The following is a 14,425-nucleotide window of genomic DNA, read 5'->3' on the forward strand; positions in this document are numbered from 1 at the left end:
GTTGGATTTTGTCAAAATTAATAGTTATAACAATAATGGCACTGTGCATTAAGTTAAACTGGATATTGCCTTCTGTATGTATTTTGAAATGTTTTAACAAGCCGTAACTATTCTAGATTGGTTTTAACTTGCAATGCCGACGGCTCGGCGCGATAGCAGCAATGTCAGGCCCAACCCTGTCACTGACAGCAATGCCGCGAAAAAGAAAATCCATGGATAGCCAAGATTCAACGCCACCGCTCCCATCAGCGGGCCGGCAATTGCCAATGCCAGGTCGAAAAACACGGCATAGGCACTCAAACCCGCACCCCGACTGGAATTAGGCACCTGTTTGATCGCCTCGACACCCAGCGCCGGGTACACCAGCGAAAGGCCGAATCCGGTCAGCCCTGCACCGATCAATGCATACCTGGTCGAAGGGGCCAGCCACAGCAAAACCAGGCCAACCGTTTCGATGCACATGCAGGCAATGGCTGAAGTGAATCCACCAAAGCGGTTGATGCTGGAAATGAACAGCAGGCGCGACAGAATGAAACACACGCCGAACACAGTCAGGCAGTATGCCGCCCCCGTCCACCCGCGATTGACGTAATACAAGGTAATAAAGGTCGTCAGGGTGCCATAGCCGATGGAAGCCAGGCTCAGACTCGCGCCAAACGGCGCAATGCGCCCGAACACCGCCCGGAACGGCAGACGTTCACCGCGTACCACCGGCACCGAGGGTTTGTTGCGAATCAGCAGCAGTGCGGCCAAGGCGAGCAGCGACAGGGCAATGCCGAGGCTGGCGAAACCCAGCTGCTGAACCATCACCACGCCCAGGGGCGCACCAATGGCAATGGCGCCATAGGACGCGATGCCGTTCCAGGAGATCGACCGGGCGGTGTGTTCAGCGCCTACCTGACCCATGCACCAACTGATGGTGCCTACGCCGATCAGTCCCTGAGCGATGCCGAGTAACAGGCGGCCAACGAGCAGGATTAGAAGGCTGAGCAGCGGCAAGCTTTGCAACAACACCGACAGCCAGGTCAGCACGCCGCTTAATACAATCCCCGACAGGCCATAAATGATTGCGCGCTTGGTGCCTACGCTGTCGGACATTCGCCCGGCCATGGGCCGGCTGAGCAGGGTGGCGAGGTATTGCGAGCCGATGGTCAGCCCGGCCACGATGGCGCTGAACCCGAGCTGCTCGTGGACGTAACCCGGCAGTACCGCAATCGGCAAACCGATACAGAGGAAGGCGATGAAGGTATAGAAGACGATGGAGACGATCTGCAGGGTGATCGCCATGGAGCTTTGCGGAGACACTTGCTGCACAGACATGAGGGCTCGTTCGCGGGCGGCGGTTGGGAGAGCTGCATCATGGCGCGGCGTTGGGATAAAAGAAAGCAGGCTAACTACTTTTGCCGTGACATTATCGCTGTTCCTCATGGCCTCATCGCGAGCAAGTCGGATCGCGATAATTTATGCACCTACAAGAAACCTTGGCCCGGAATGCAAAAAGCCCCGTCACCAGGACAGGGCTTTTCACTTGAAGCTTGCAACTAAAGGCTTGTGGCTGCCCTTAGAACACCACACCCTGGCTGCGCAGGTAATCGTCGTAGGTGCCGCTGAAGTCGGTTACGCCGTTAGGGCTCAACTCGATGATGCGGGTGGCCAGGGACGATACGAACTCACGGTCGTGGCTGACGAAGATCAGCGTGCCCGGATAGTTCTCCAGCGCCAGGTTCAGCGACTCGATGGATTCCATGTCCAGGTGGTTGGTCGGTTCGTCCATCACCAGCACGTTCGGCTTTTGCAGGATCAGCTTGCCGAACAGCATACGACCTTGTTCACCACCGGAAATCACCTTGACCGACTTGAGGATCTCGTCGTTGGAAAACAGCATCCGGCCCAGTGTGCCGCGAATGATCTGCTCGCCCTGGGTCCACTGGCCCATCCAGTCGAACAGGCTGACGTCGTCTTCGAAGTCGTGGGCGTGGTCCTGGGCGTAGTAGCCCAGCTCCGCGCTTTCGGTCCATTTCACGGAACCGGCGTCCGGTGTCAGCTCACCCATCAGGGTGCGCAGCAGGGTGGTCTTGCCGATACCGTTCGGGCCGATGATCGCCACGCGCTCGCCGGCTTCGACGGTGAAGCTGAAGTTCTTGAACAGGGTCTTGCCGTCGAAGCCCTTGGACATCTGCTCGATGGTCACGGCCTGGCGGTGCAGCTTTTTGGTTTGCTCGAAGCGGATGAACGGGCTGACGCGGCTCGATGGCTTGACTTCGGCCAGCTGGATCTTGTCGATCTGCTTGGCACGGGAGGTGGCCTGCTTGGCTTTCGAGGCGTTGGCCGAGAAGCGGCTGACGAAGGTCTGCAGTTCGGAGATCTGCGCTTTCTTCTTGGCGTTGTCCGACAGCAGTTGCTCACGGGACTGGGTCGCCGCGGTCATGTACTCGTCGTAGTTGCCCGGGAACAGGCGCAACTCACCGTAGTCCAGGTCGGCCATGTGGGTGCAGACGCTGTTAAGGAAGTGACGGTCGTGGGAAATGATGATCATGGTGCTGTTACGCGCCTTGAGGATCGTTTCCAGCCAGCGGATGGTGTTGATGTCCAGGTGGTTGGTCGGTTCGTCGAGCAACAGCACTTCCGGATCGGAGAACAGTGCCTGGGCCAGCAATACCCGCAGTTTCCAGCCTGGAGCGACTTCGGACATCGGGCCGAAATGCTGTTCCAGGGGAATACCCAGGCCCAGCAGCAGTTCGCCGGCGCGGGATTCAGCGGTGTAGCCGTCCATTTCGGCGAATTCGGTTTCCAGCTCGGCCACGGCCATGCCGTCTGCTTCGCTCATTTCCGGCAGCGAATAGATGCGGTCGCGCTCGGCCTTGACCTTCCACAGCTCTTCGTGACCCATGATCACGGTGTCGATCACGGTGAATTCTTCGTAGGCGAACTGGTCCTGGCGCAATTTACCCAGGCGCACGTTCGGTTCCAGCATGACCTGGCCGCCGGACGGCTCGAGGTCGTTGCCGAGAATCTTCATGAAGGTCGACTTGCCGCAACCGTTGGCGCCGATCAGACCGTAACGGTTGCCACCGTTGAACTTGACCGAAACGTTTTCGAAGAGCGGCTTGGCGCCGAACTGCATCGTGATGTTAGCTGTAGAAATCAAAGGTTTTTCCTGCGAAGCATTCAGAGTAGCCAGGGTTGCGGCAGTACCGGTTTCCACTGTCCGGACCCCGGGACATTCATCCCGATCGGCAGTGCAAGATCCATCTGGCATTAAGTGGACAGCAGCATGTGGCGCGCTTGGCCCGAGTCAATGTGCGCTGAAAGGGGATTTCCCGCTCTCAACCTGGGTCGCGCGTAAAGTTTGGCGGCAATTGTACTGGTCTGGCTCTTTAAACGATAGGGCGTTGAGATCACTGCAACGCTTTGGCGGATTTTGCGGACACATTTTCGCAGTTGCAGGTTAACTATTGGTTACAAACTGTGGCTAAAATGCCATCCAACAGCCGGAAACCGACCATCGGCAAGGCTCGATTGTACTAAGGGGCCGCTGTTTCGTAATCAGTCGCTGCACAAGACCCGGGAGGGCGCTGTTTGTTTATTTCCAACCTGTGACGATTTCCGTGAAACTCATCATTGCCGTTATCTACGTTGTCTCCATTGCGTATGTCCACCTGCGCGGTCAGGTGCGCCACAAGCTGGGTCGCCAGTTGAGTGATCACTCGACGTTTTTGGCGCCGATCAATTGCTTTCTTTATCTGTTTTCGAAAACCCCCAACAAGCCTTATCTCGACCCGGCCGACTTTCCCGACCTGAGCCCGCTGCAGGCGCATTGGGAAGAAATCCGTGCCGAAGGCCGGAACTTGCTTCACGCCGGCGAGATCAAGCGTTCGAATCAATACGATGACGTCGGTTTCAACTCGTTTTTCAAGACCGGCTGGAAGCGCTTCTATCTCAAGTGGTATGGCGACAGCCACCCGTCGGCCATGAAACTCTGCCCGCGCACCACTGAGCTGGTGCAGGGCATTGGCTCGATCAAGGCGGCGATGTTCGCCGAGCTGCCCCCGGGCTCCAGACTGGTGCGCCATCGCGATCCGTACGCCGGTTCGTACCGTTATCACCTCGGACTGGACACACCCAACGCTGAAGGTTGCTACATCAATGTCGATGGCCAGCACTACCATTGGCGCGATGGCGAAGCGGTGATGTTCGATGAGACCTACATTCATTACGCAGAGAACACCACGGCGCACAATCGCATCATCTTGTTTTGCGACGTCGAGCGGCCGATGAAGTATCGCTGGGCAGCGGCATTCAATCGCTGGTTCAGCCGCACTGTCATGTCGGCGGCAGGTGCGCCGAACGAGGACGGAGACAGGACGGGCGGGCTTAACCTTCTGTTCAGCAAGATCTACAAGCTTCGCCTGCGCGGCAAGGAGCTGAAAAGGCGCAACCGCAAGCTTTACTACCTCGAAAAGTGGTCGATCCTTGCCGGGCTGCTGGTGGTCTTTATTCTGATTTGAAGGGTGTATTCGGGCGGCGTTCCGACGATGAGGCCGGAACATCCAGCCTGTTACATCTTGCCGGGGAGGTTTTTGTTAACAAAACCGAACCCCGGGCGTAGCGTGGTATCGAAGTCCTTATCCGCGCGACGTAGAGAGGCACCCCATGAACCGATACGTGTTTGGCGCCATTGTGCTGGTCTTGAGTGGCGTATTGGGCCCACTGGCCCGGGCCGATGCCTCTGTTTCGTGGCAATTGGCCCAGAACCTGCCGGGCCGTACCAACAACAATCCTTACAGCAGTCCGATTAACCGGGCCAACCCCAACAGCATGCAAGGCACTCAACCCGGCGCCCCGGCCATACGCGGACCCAATACCGTGCCGGTCCCGCGCTCGCCGACGCTGGACAACGGTGGCATCGGTAATCGCTATCCCGACCGGACCGCTCCCGCCAGCCCACCGAAATTCATTCCCAATCCTGCCCCGCGAGACACCGGCACCGACAACCGATGAGTGGCAGGCGTCACCTCTGCCCGTTACTTTTCACGAAACCTCATGTTCATCGGAAAAGGAATCCTGCATGTTGCGCAAAAACCTATTGGCAGCCCTCTGTGCCAGCGTATTGATCAGCGCCACTGTTCCTGTGCTTGCCGCGCCCGCCCAGACGATGAAAAGCGAAGAAGGCACCCTCGAGGTCACCCCCGTCGTGACGGGGCTGGAGCACCCCTGGGCCCTGGCATTCCTGCCGGATCGTAAAGGCATGCTGGTGACCGAACGGCCCGGCAACCTGCGACTGGTGACCGCCGACGGCAAGCTGTCAGCACCGCTCAATGGCGTGCCGACGGTCTGGGCCAAGGGGCAGGGCGGCTTGCTGGACGTGGCGTTGTCACCGGATTTCAAGCAGGACCGGACGGTCTATCTGTCCTATGCCGAAGGGGGTGGTGAGGATAACAAGGCCGGTACTGCGGTGGGGCGCGGCCGGCTCTCCGACGATATGACGGCGCTCAAGGATTTCCACGTGATCCTGCGTCAGGAGCCCAAACTCTCGGTGGGCAACCATTTCGGCTCGCGGCTGGTGTTCGATCGCGACGGCTATCTGTTCGTAACCCTGGGGGAAAACAACGACCGCCCGACCGCCCAGGACCTCGACAAACTGCAAGGCAAAGTGGTGCGGATCTACCCGGACGGCACGGTGCCCAAGGACAACCCCTTTGTCGGCCAGGCCAACGTGCGCCCGGAAATCTGGTCCTACGGGCAGCGCAATCCGCAAGGCGCGGCGCTCAACCCGTGGAACGGCACGCTGTGGGAAAACGAACACGGCCCCCGGGGTGGCGATGAAATCAACATCATCGAGCGTGGCAAGAATTACGGCTGGCCGCTGGCGACCCATGGCATCAACTACTCCGGTCAACCGATTCCCGAAGCCAGGGGGGATACCGTCGAAGGCACCGTTGCCCCGAACCATGTCTGGGAAAAATCCCCGGGCCTGAGTGGCATGGCGTTCTACGATGCCGACCGTTTCAAGGCCTGGCAGCGCAACGTGTTTATCGGCGCGTTGGTCAGCCAGGAACTGATCCGCCTGGAGTTCGATGGCGACAAGGTCGTGCACGAGGAGCGCTTGCTCGGGGAGTTGAAAAAACGCATTCGCGATGTGCGGCAGGGGCCGGATGGCTATTTGTATGTGTTGACCGATGAGGAGAACGGTGGCGTTTACAAAGTCGGGTTGAAGCTGCCGGCTGACTAAAGACCTCTACAAAAACTTGCCATTGACTTGCCATCAGCACCCGGCTAATTTCGAGCCATGACTTCCACTGTATTGCGCTGCCAGCCAAGCATTATTACCGCCATTCCTCATTTGGCGGGCTAGCTCACGGCTGCAGTACCCAACCCGCCCTCGAGGCGGGTTTTTACTTTCTGTCTCCCGGGCCCCGATCAACGTCAGGAGACGAGAATGAGTTTTACAACCGATCAGCAAGCCCTGCTTGAACGCTACGTCAAAAAGATCCTTGCCGCGCCGGTGTATGAACTGGCGGTGCGCACGCCGTTGCAAGCGGCGCCGGCCTTGTCTGAAGCCTTGGGCAACCAGGTCCTGCTCAAGCGCGAAGACTTGCAACCGACCTTTTCCTTCAAGATCCGCGGCGCCTACAACAAGCTGGTGCAGCTGAGCGAAGCGCAAAAGGCTCGCGGCGTGGTCACGGCTTCTGCAGGCAATCATGCGCAGGGCGTGGCGCTGGCGGCACGKGAGTTGGGGATCGACGCCACCATCGTCATGCCCTGTACGACGCCGCAATTGAAGGTCATCGGGGTGCGCAGTCGCGGCGCCGATGCAGTATTGCACGGCGAAAGTTTTCCGTTTGCCCTGGCCTATGCGCTGGACCTGGCCCGGGAAACCGGTCGCACCTTTGTTTCGCCTTTCGACGACCCGCAAGTGATCGCCGGCCAAGGCACGGTGGCCATGGAAATCCTGCGCCAGCATCAAGGGCCGCTGGATGCGATCTTCGTGCCGGTGGGTGGCGGGGGGCTGATCGCGGGCATCGCCGCTTACGTCAAATACTTGCGACCGCAGGTGCGCATCATCGGCGTCGAGTCGGAGCATTCCGCGTGCCTGCAAGCGGCGTTGCTGGCCGGTGAGCGAGTGATCCTGCCCAGCGTCGGCACCTTCGCCGACGGGGTGGCGGTGGCGCAGATCGGCGCTTACGGGTTTGAGGTCTGCCGGTTTTGCGTCGATGAGGTGGTGACGGTCAGCAACGATGAACTTTGCGCCGCAATCAAGAATATCTACGACGATACCCGCTCGATCACCGAACCTTCCGGTGCGCTGGCGGTGGCCGGAATCAAGAAGTACGTGGCACAGAGCGGCGCTCGTGGTCAGACCCTGGTCGCCATCGACTCGGGTGCCAACATCAATTTCGACAGCCTGGGGCATGTGGCCGAGCGAGCTGCGTTGAGTGGCGCTCCGGCATGACGCGAGGGCAGGCCGATAGCGGATGACCGGTTATTCCTGAACAGCTTTCTCGACCTTGTTCGATGCCGACCAGATTCGGTAGCGCACTTCGATGTCCTTGGGTACGTACAGTACGAGCGGCAGTTTGCTGTTGTAACGCAGCAGGAAGCCGTCACCGACCACCGGTACAAAATCCTGTTTGCGCGTGCCGTCCGGGCAGGCCATCAGCGTGCTCATCGGGCCAATGACTTTTTCCAGGCGATAGAACGGGTAGCCCCAGCCCTCGAGGTTCTTCTCCTCGAGAATGCCGCCCAGACGCGGGTTATTGCAGTCGACTGTCATCATCTTGCCGGCCAGGATCTCGACCTGGAAGTCGTTTTCCCGGGGCTGTGGCGCGAGGTGGATCACCTGGCGGGTAAACCCGCTTTCGGCCTTCGGATAGGGCGCGGTGTCTTCGAGTTTGGCGGCGTGTGCCAGGCCCGTCAGTCCGAGAGCGAATAGCCCGAGTGTCGCGTGTGTAGTCAAAGAACTCATGGTTGCCTCCTTGCTTGAAGTGAAGGTCGGCATTCTCACTGCCGTGTGCAGTGAAGGCAAACCCGTGGCGCCCAGCATGCAGATTGCAGGGTTACAAGGTGTGTTTATTGCGAACTGCATGGCAGGCTTTACAGGTGACTTGCCTGAACCCATGAATTGCCGATGAACTGCACAGCGAAATCCGGAGCATGATTTATGCTGTAGCTGTCCTTGAAGCTTGCCGGGATTCCATATGAGCGAGCATTGACCGTCATTGGCAGTCTCACATAGGAGGGAGTCGCCATGTTTCTTTCTGCCTTGGAAATTCGCAACATCATCGAAAGCAGTTTTCTACCCAAGCGCTGCCAGTGCACGCTGTCACCGGATCTGTCCATGACCGTCAAGGTCTATGCCGACGGTCAAACCGATCATCTGGATCTATTGGTCACCGGCATCGATGCCTCCGGGCTCAATGGTTGTCGGGAAATAAACGAGTTGATTGCCCAACTGCGCTCCAGACAGCATCACGTAGACGTCGAGCCACACTCGATGCTGGGCAAAGCGCTCTAGCTTGCTGTTTCGAGTTCCACGGACACGCGCCGGGTCTGGAAGAACGCCAGGCCCAGCGCCAGTTCAACGGCAACCGCCAGCAAATCAGACTTTTCGGTCAGCTCTGGTTCTCGCAGGCGTCGGAAAGTTTACGGTAGGTAATCTCTGCGGGTTTTCCCCTGTCATCGATGTACTTCATCTGGGCATCTACCACTTTGCACTCAAGGGTGTCCGGCTCGGTCAGTGAAATCACTTTGCTGACATGCAATGGCATGCCGTAGTGATAGGGCACGGCTTGAGAGTCAGTGGTGTCATTGGCCTGAGCCAGGCCGGCAAACGCAGCGCAGGCGAAGGCGGTGGCAACCAGCAGGGTACGAGTGTTCATCAGCGATCTCCGGTGCGGACGRAAAGTCAGTTCGATGTGTGGCTTGTCGAACTTGCCGCACTGGGCGTCAGAACAGTCTGAGGGCGTGCGGTCCAGTGAAGTGTCGGATCGCACGGTTAAACGAGGGTTAACCCGGCTAAACGCCGCCTGTTGCGGATGCGCGATCCTGTGTATCAGTTAAGACCATCGGGCGCCTGATGGAAAGTCATCGCGAGCAGGCTCGCTCCCAAAGTGCCAAAGGGTGGACACAAATGCTGTGGACGACCCGGAACCCTGTGGGAGCGAGCTTGCTCGCGATGAGGACATCAGTGTCAGTGCAACTCCAACTGCTGCCGATAAGGCAAATCCGGCCCAGTCTTGCTGCACGTCAACGCCGCCGCCTGCACCGCGAACTTCAGCATGCGGTCGATCTGCTCGCGGCCAAGTTGCTTCACACCGTCCACCGAATCCAGCTGCTGTTCGGTCAGCCAGGTAATCAGCGCCGCCTGAAAGGTATCGCCTGCGCCTACGGTGTCGGCGATTTTTATCGAACGGGCGGGAGCCGACCACGAGCCATGAGCCCGGCTGAACACGCTCGCGCCTTCGCCACCCCGGGTCAGGAACACCAGCTGACAGCGGTGCTGCAACCAGCCTTCGATGATCCGCGCCGGATCCTGGTCGGGATACAGCAGATGCAGGTCCTCGTCGCTGACCTTGATCAGGTCAGCCAACTCTGCCAGCGTCGCGATCCGGTTACGCCACAGGTCAATGTCCGGCTGCGGATTCAGGCGCACGTTCGGATCGAGGCTGATCAGGCGCTTGCTACTTTCCCGGCGCACCAGGGCCAATAGCGTGTCGGCAATCGGCTGCACCACCAGGGAAAACGAGCCGATATGCAGGCCGCGCACTTCAGGCCCGAGCGCCGGCAGGTGCTCCGGTTGCAATTGTCGATCCGCGCAGCCTTCGCCACGGAAGCTGTACTGCGGCGAGCCATTGGCCCCGACCGCGACCATTGCCAGGGTGGTCGGCGCGGCGAAGTCCAGCAGGAAGTCCTGGCGCACGCCTTCATCTTGCAACACTTGCAGCAGGCGCCGGCCCAGGTAGTCGGTGGACAACCCGGCCAACAGCGCCGCGTCCACGCCCAAGCGGCGCAAGCCCACCGCCACATTGAACGGCGAACCACCGGCAATGGCTTTGAAGTTCACTTTGGAAGCCAGACCGCTGGCGTCGTTTTCACTGAAAAAATCGAACAGCGCTTCGCCACACACCAGGTACATAGTTGTTCACTCTTCAAAGGGTTGCGACATGCTGTTGATAGCGTTCATAAGCCTGCTGACAGGCTTGTACATTGTCGGCGACCGGCAGGGTTTCACTGGCCGGGTCGAGTTTCACGCAGCGCTCGCACAAGTCCGCCAGGCTGTCTTCGTGCCCGTTCGCCCGGGATACGCACCAGGCCGCCTGAATCGCMGCACCGAGGGCTGCGGCCTCGCTTTGTTCGGTGCAGATCACCGGTGTATTCATGATGTCGGCGACGATTTGCCGCCAGACCGCACTTTTCGAACCACCGCCGATCAGCCTTATGCTGCGGCTTTGTAAGCCATTGCGGCGTAGCAGGTCCAGTCCGTAACGCAAACCGAACGTCGTGCCTTCGACCACTGCGCGGCACAGATTGGCCCGGGTCAGATTGGTCATGGTCAGGCCCGACAGGCTGCCGCTGGCATGGGGCAGGGCAGGCACCCGCTCACCGTTGAAAAACGGCAGCATGCTCACACCTTCGGCACCGATCGGCGCCTGGGCAACGAGCTCGTTGAACTGATCGATGTCGAGGTCCAGCAGGTCACGAATCAGGCCGGTGGCATTGGTCAGGTTCATGGTGCAGATCAAAGGCAGCCAGCCACCGCTTGAAGAACAGAACGTGGCAACCGCCGCTTGCGGGGCGACGTTCGGTTGATCGGCATAGGCGTACACCGTACCCGACGAACCGAGGCTCATGGTGATCGCCCCGGGCTGGATGTTGCCGGTGCCAATGGCGCCCATCATGTTGTCGCCGCCGCCACTGGACACCATTGCCCGCGGGTTGATGCCCAGCTGTTCGGCAATGCCCGGCAGAATCGTACCGACCGCCTGGTGGGCATCGATCAGCTCCGGCAGGGCGGCTTGCAGGCGTCCGCTCGGGTCGATGTCCCGCAACAATTGCAAATCCCACTGGCGCGTACGCACATTGAAGTACCCGGTGCCCGAGGCATCGCCGTACTCGCTGCAACTGCGGCCGGTGAGCCAGTGGTTGAGGTAGTCGTGGGGCAGCAGGATGCGGGCGATGCGGGAAAACACCTCGGGATGCTGCTCTTTGGTCCATAGCAGTTTGGACAGGGTGTAGCCCGGCGCGATGACCACGCCGAGGCGTTCCAGCGAACCCTTTTCGCCACCCAAGCGGGCCAGCAGGCGGTCATTTTCCGGGGTGGTTTCGGTGTCGCACCAGAGCTTGGCCGCACGCAATACCTTGCCCTGATCGTCGAGCAGCACCAGACCATGTTGCTGGCCGGACACACCAATGCCGAGGATCGACTGGCCATCGACCCTGGCCGCGAGCAAGGCGTGGCGGGTGGCGGTGGTGAAGGCTTCCAGCCACTGCCGGGTGTCCTGTTCACGACGGCCATTGGCGCCGCTGATCATCGTGTGGGCGGACGCTCCCTGACCGAGTACTTCACCACTTGCCGCGTCGAGGATGATGGCTTTGGTGCCCTGAGTGCCGCAGTCGATGCCGAGGAAGAGTTGTCGGGTTGTCATGCAGGATCCTTGGATCGTCAGGTGGATATCGTTGAGCATTCAGCATCTCTGCTGACGGTCAGGCCGCTATCGCGGGCAAGCCCGCTCCCACAGGGTTTATCTGCGAACACATTATTTGTGAACAACAGTGACCAAACTGTGGGAGCGGGCTTGCCCGCGATAGCGGCAGCAGATTCACCGCAGGGCCTACGCCAAAACTCGTTCCAATGTCCGTGACACCCCCACATCCCGCAAACTGTTGCAACACCACTCGAACGCCGCGACAAACTCCGCCGAGCGGGGAATCGCCGTACCAAAAATCTCCTCGACCGCCAACAAACGCTGGGTAATCAACACATGATCGGCCACCAGCGTCTGGCAGAACGCTGCGCGCGGGTCCGGTATCGAATAGGTCTCGCCATGCTCATCCACGCCCTTGAGGTACAACGCCCACGCCGCCACCACCAACGCTGCGCGCCGGGTCTCTCGGCCATCGGCGATCAAGCGATTGATGGTTGGCACGGTGAATTTCGGAAACTTCGACGAGCCGTCCGAACACACCCGTTCAAGCTGATCGGCAATCGCCTGATTGGAGAAACGAGCGACCAGCGTGTCTTTGTACTCGGTCAGGTTGATTCCCGGCACTGCAGGCAGTTGCGGAGTCACGTCCAGATCCATGTAGGCGCGCACGTAGCGCACGAACAGCGGATCGTTCATGGTCTCATGGACGAAGCGGTAACCCTTCAGGAATCCCAGGTACGTCAGCGCCAGATGACTGCCGTTGAGCAGCTTGATCTTCATTTCTTCGTAGGGCGTGACGTCGTCGGTGAACTGCACGCCAACCTTTTCCCAGGCCGGGCGACCGTTGACGAACTTGTCTTCCAGCACCCATTGCACAAAGGGTTCGCAAACCACTGGCCAGGCATCGTCCAGCCCATGCTGGTCGGCCAGCTGCAGGCGGTGCCGGGAACTGGTCATCGGCGTGATGCGGTCGACCATGGCGTTGGGGAAACTGACGTTGGCATCGATCCAGTCGCGCAGTTCGCCGTCGTGCAAGGCGGCGAAGGTCAGCAGGGCCTTACGGGTGACAGCGCCGTTGTGCGGCAGGTTATCGCAGGACATCAGGGTGAAGGCCGGCGTGCCGGCGGCGCGACGCTTGGCCAGTGCGGCACAGAGGAAACCGAACACGGTTTTCGGCGCCTCCGGGTGCGCCAGGTCATGCTGGATCTGCGGCAAGTGCGCCATGAATTCGCCGGTGCTGTCGTCGATGCAGTAACCGCCTTCGGTGATGGTCAGCGAGACGATGCGGATCTCGGGACTGGTCAGTTTGTCGATCAACGCCTGGGCATCGTCCTCGGCTAGCAGCATGTCGCGAATTGCCCCGATCACCTGCACCTCGGTGTCGTCGTTATCACCAAGCTCGAACAAGGTAAACAGGTAGTCCTGCTCCTTGAGATCGTCACGGGCGCGGCGGTCCTCGGCGCGCAGGCCGACACCACAGATTGCCCAGTCCAGCGCTTCTCCGGTGTTCATCAGTGCATCGGTGTAAAACGCCTGGTGGGCGCGATGGAATCCACCCACGCCGATGTGCGCGATGCCTTGGCGGGTATCGCCCAACGCGTAGGCGGGCAGGACCACTTCAGGCGCGAGGCGGTTGAGGTTCTGTTTGTTCAGTTTCATCGCAGGCTCTCTGAAATCAGGCAGCAACGCGCAGGGGGCGGGTCAGAGCCACGCCGTCGGCATCGAATAAATGGCAGTGTTGCGCATCCAGGTGCAGGTTCAGGGTTTCGCCATAACGGCTGGCCAGATCGCCGCGAACACGCATGGTCAGGGCTTCGCCGGACGAGGTCAGGACGTGGCAGAAGGTGTCGCTGCCCAGGCGTTCGCTGACATCGGCGGTGACCTGCAAGGTGCAGTCGCCGGGTTTGGCCAGTTCCAGATGCTCGGGGCGGATGCCCAGCGTCACCGCACTCCCGACGTTCAGTTGCCTGCCGCCCAAGGGCAGGTTGATGCGGGTTCCGGCGTCCAGTTGCACTTCGCAGCCCTGACTGTCGGTGCAGGTGACCTTGCCCTTGAGGAAGCCCATCTTCGGCGTGCCCAGGAAACCGGCGACGAACAGGTTGGCCGGCTGGTGATAGAGGTCCAGCGGCGAGCCGACTTGCTCGATCTTGCCGCCATTGAGTACGACCACTTTGTCGGCCATGGTCATCGCTTCGACCTGATCGTGAGTCACGTAGATCATCGTGGCTTGCAGTTCTTTGTGCAGGCGCAACAGCTCCAGGCGCATCTGCACCCGCAGGGCGGCGTCGAGATTGGAGAGCGGTTCGTCGAACAGGAAGATTTTCGGGTTGCGTACGATAGCCCGGCCAATCGCCACGCGCTGGCGCTGGCCACCGGACAGTTGCTTGGGCTTGCGCTCCAGCATCGGCCCCAGTTCGAGGATGCGCGCCGCTTCGCCGACCTTCTTCTCCACTTCGGCTTTTGCCACGCCGGCCAGGTCGAGGGCGAACGACATGTTCTTGCGCACGCTCATGTGCGGGTACAGGGCGTAGGTCTGGAACACCATCGCCAGGTCGCGCTTGGCCGGGCTCACTTCGGTGATGTCGCGGCCATCGAGTTCGATGGTGCCGCCGCTGACTTCTTCCAGCCCTGCGATCAGTCGCAGCAACGTGGATTTGCCGCAGCCCGACGGGCCGACGAAGACCACGAATTCCTTGTCGTTCACTTCCAGGTCGATACCCTTGATGATGGAAAAGCCTTCGAAGCCTTTTTGCAGATTCTTGATTTTCAGGTTGGCCATG

The 14,425-nt window shown here is 59.9% G+C and carries 13 protein-coding genes; 5 read left to right on the forward strand and 8 right to left on the reverse strand.

The window, feature by feature from the left end; translation table 11 throughout:
• Positions 1–123 precede the first annotated feature (123 nt).
• A complete protein-coding gene (locus AC1DRN_RS20895; RefSeq protein ID WP_223458140.1) occupies positions 124–1,320 on the reverse strand; it encodes an MFS transporter in 1,197 nt (398 codons plus the stop codon).
• Between the two features lie 241 nt (positions 1,321–1,561).
• On the reverse strand, positions 1,562–3,148 hold the full coding sequence (locus AC1DRN_RS20900; RefSeq protein ID WP_223458138.1) for an ABC-F family ATPase: 1,587 nt from the start codon (positions 3,146–3,148) through the stop codon (positions 1,562–1,564).
• A 460-nt stretch (positions 3,149–3,608) separates the two neighbouring features.
• Between AC1DRN_RS20900 and lpxO the strand changes: the two genes are divergently transcribed.
• The 4 genes from lpxO (at position 3,609) to ilvA (ending at position 7,453) form a co-directional block, all read left to right on the forward strand.
• Positions 3,609–4,508 (forward strand): lipid A hydroxylase LpxO, encoded by a 900-nt coding sequence (gene lpxO / locus AC1DRN_RS20905; protein WP_223458136.1) that lies wholly within the window; start codon positions 3,609–3,611, stop codon positions 4,506–4,508.
• A gap of 145 nt (positions 4,509–4,653) precedes the next feature.
• Entirely contained in the window at positions 4,654–5,001 is a 348-nt protein-coding gene (locus AC1DRN_RS20910; protein ID WP_223458134.1) for a hypothetical protein, read from the forward strand.
• A 67-nt stretch (positions 5,002–5,068) separates the two neighbouring features.
• On the forward strand, positions 5,069–6,232 hold the full coding sequence (locus AC1DRN_RS20915) for a PQQ-dependent sugar dehydrogenase (RefSeq protein ID WP_223458132.1): 1,164 nt from the start codon (positions 5,069–5,071) through the stop codon (positions 6,230–6,232).
• 207 nt (positions 6,233–6,439) lie between these two features.
• Positions 6,440–7,453: a threonine ammonia-lyase, biosynthetic gene (gene ilvA / locus AC1DRN_RS20920; RefSeq protein WP_223458130.1), complete on the forward strand. Its 1,014-nt coding sequence runs from the start codon at positions 6,440–6,442 to the stop codon at positions 7,451–7,453.
• A 30-nt stretch (positions 7,454–7,483) separates the two neighbouring features.
• On the opposite strand, the gene eco is transcribed toward ilvA, so the two are convergent.
• Complete coding sequence (gene eco / locus AC1DRN_RS20925) at positions 7,484–7,966, reverse strand: serine protease inhibitor ecotin (RefSeq protein WP_223458127.1); 483 nt, start codon at positions 7,964–7,966, stop codon at positions 7,484–7,486.
• A 282-nt stretch (positions 7,967–8,248) separates the two neighbouring features.
• Here eco and AC1DRN_RS20930 point away from each other — a divergent pair, with 282 nt between their 5' ends.
• Positions 8,249–8,515 (forward strand): DUF1652 domain-containing protein, encoded by a 267-nt coding sequence (locus tag AC1DRN_RS20930; RefSeq protein ID WP_223458125.1) that lies wholly within the window; start codon positions 8,249–8,251, stop codon positions 8,513–8,515.
• Between the two features lie 97 nt (positions 8,516–8,612).
• On the opposite strand, the gene AC1DRN_RS20935 is transcribed toward AC1DRN_RS20930, so the two are convergent.
• The 5 genes from AC1DRN_RS20935 to AC1DRN_RS20955 form a co-directional block, all read right to left on the reverse strand.
• The gene (locus tag AC1DRN_RS20935) at positions 8,613–8,879 is read right to left on the reverse strand and encodes a DUF2790 domain-containing protein (RefSeq protein WP_223458123.1); all 267 of its coding nucleotides are present in this window, start codon (positions 8,877–8,879) and stop codon (positions 8,613–8,615) included.
• A gap of 311 nt (positions 8,880–9,190) precedes the next feature.
• Entirely contained in the window at positions 9,191–10,135 is a 945-nt protein-coding gene (locus AC1DRN_RS20940) for a carbohydrate kinase family protein (protein ID WP_223458121.1), read from the reverse strand.
• A 13-nt stretch (positions 10,136–10,148) separates the two neighbouring features.
• Positions 10,149–11,645 carry a xylulokinase gene (gene xylB / locus AC1DRN_RS20945; RefSeq protein WP_223458119.1) on the reverse strand — a complete coding sequence of 499 codons (1,497 nt, stop codon included), beginning with the start codon at positions 11,643–11,645 and terminating at the stop codon, positions 10,149–10,151.
• A gap of 186 nt (positions 11,646–11,831) precedes the next feature.
• Complete coding sequence (locus tag AC1DRN_RS20950; RefSeq protein WP_457265993.1) at positions 11,832–13,304, reverse strand: mannitol dehydrogenase family protein; 1,473 nt, start codon at positions 13,302–13,304, stop codon at positions 11,832–11,834.
• A 16-nt stretch (positions 13,305–13,320) separates the two neighbouring features.
• On the reverse strand, positions 13,321–14,424 hold the full coding sequence (locus AC1DRN_RS20955) for an ABC transporter ATP-binding protein (RefSeq protein WP_223458116.1): 1,104 nt from the start codon (positions 14,422–14,424) through the stop codon (positions 13,321–13,323).
• Between the last annotated feature and the right edge of the window lies 1 nt (position 14,425).

It is taken from the genome of Pseudomonas sp. P5_B3, from assembly GCF_056400405.1.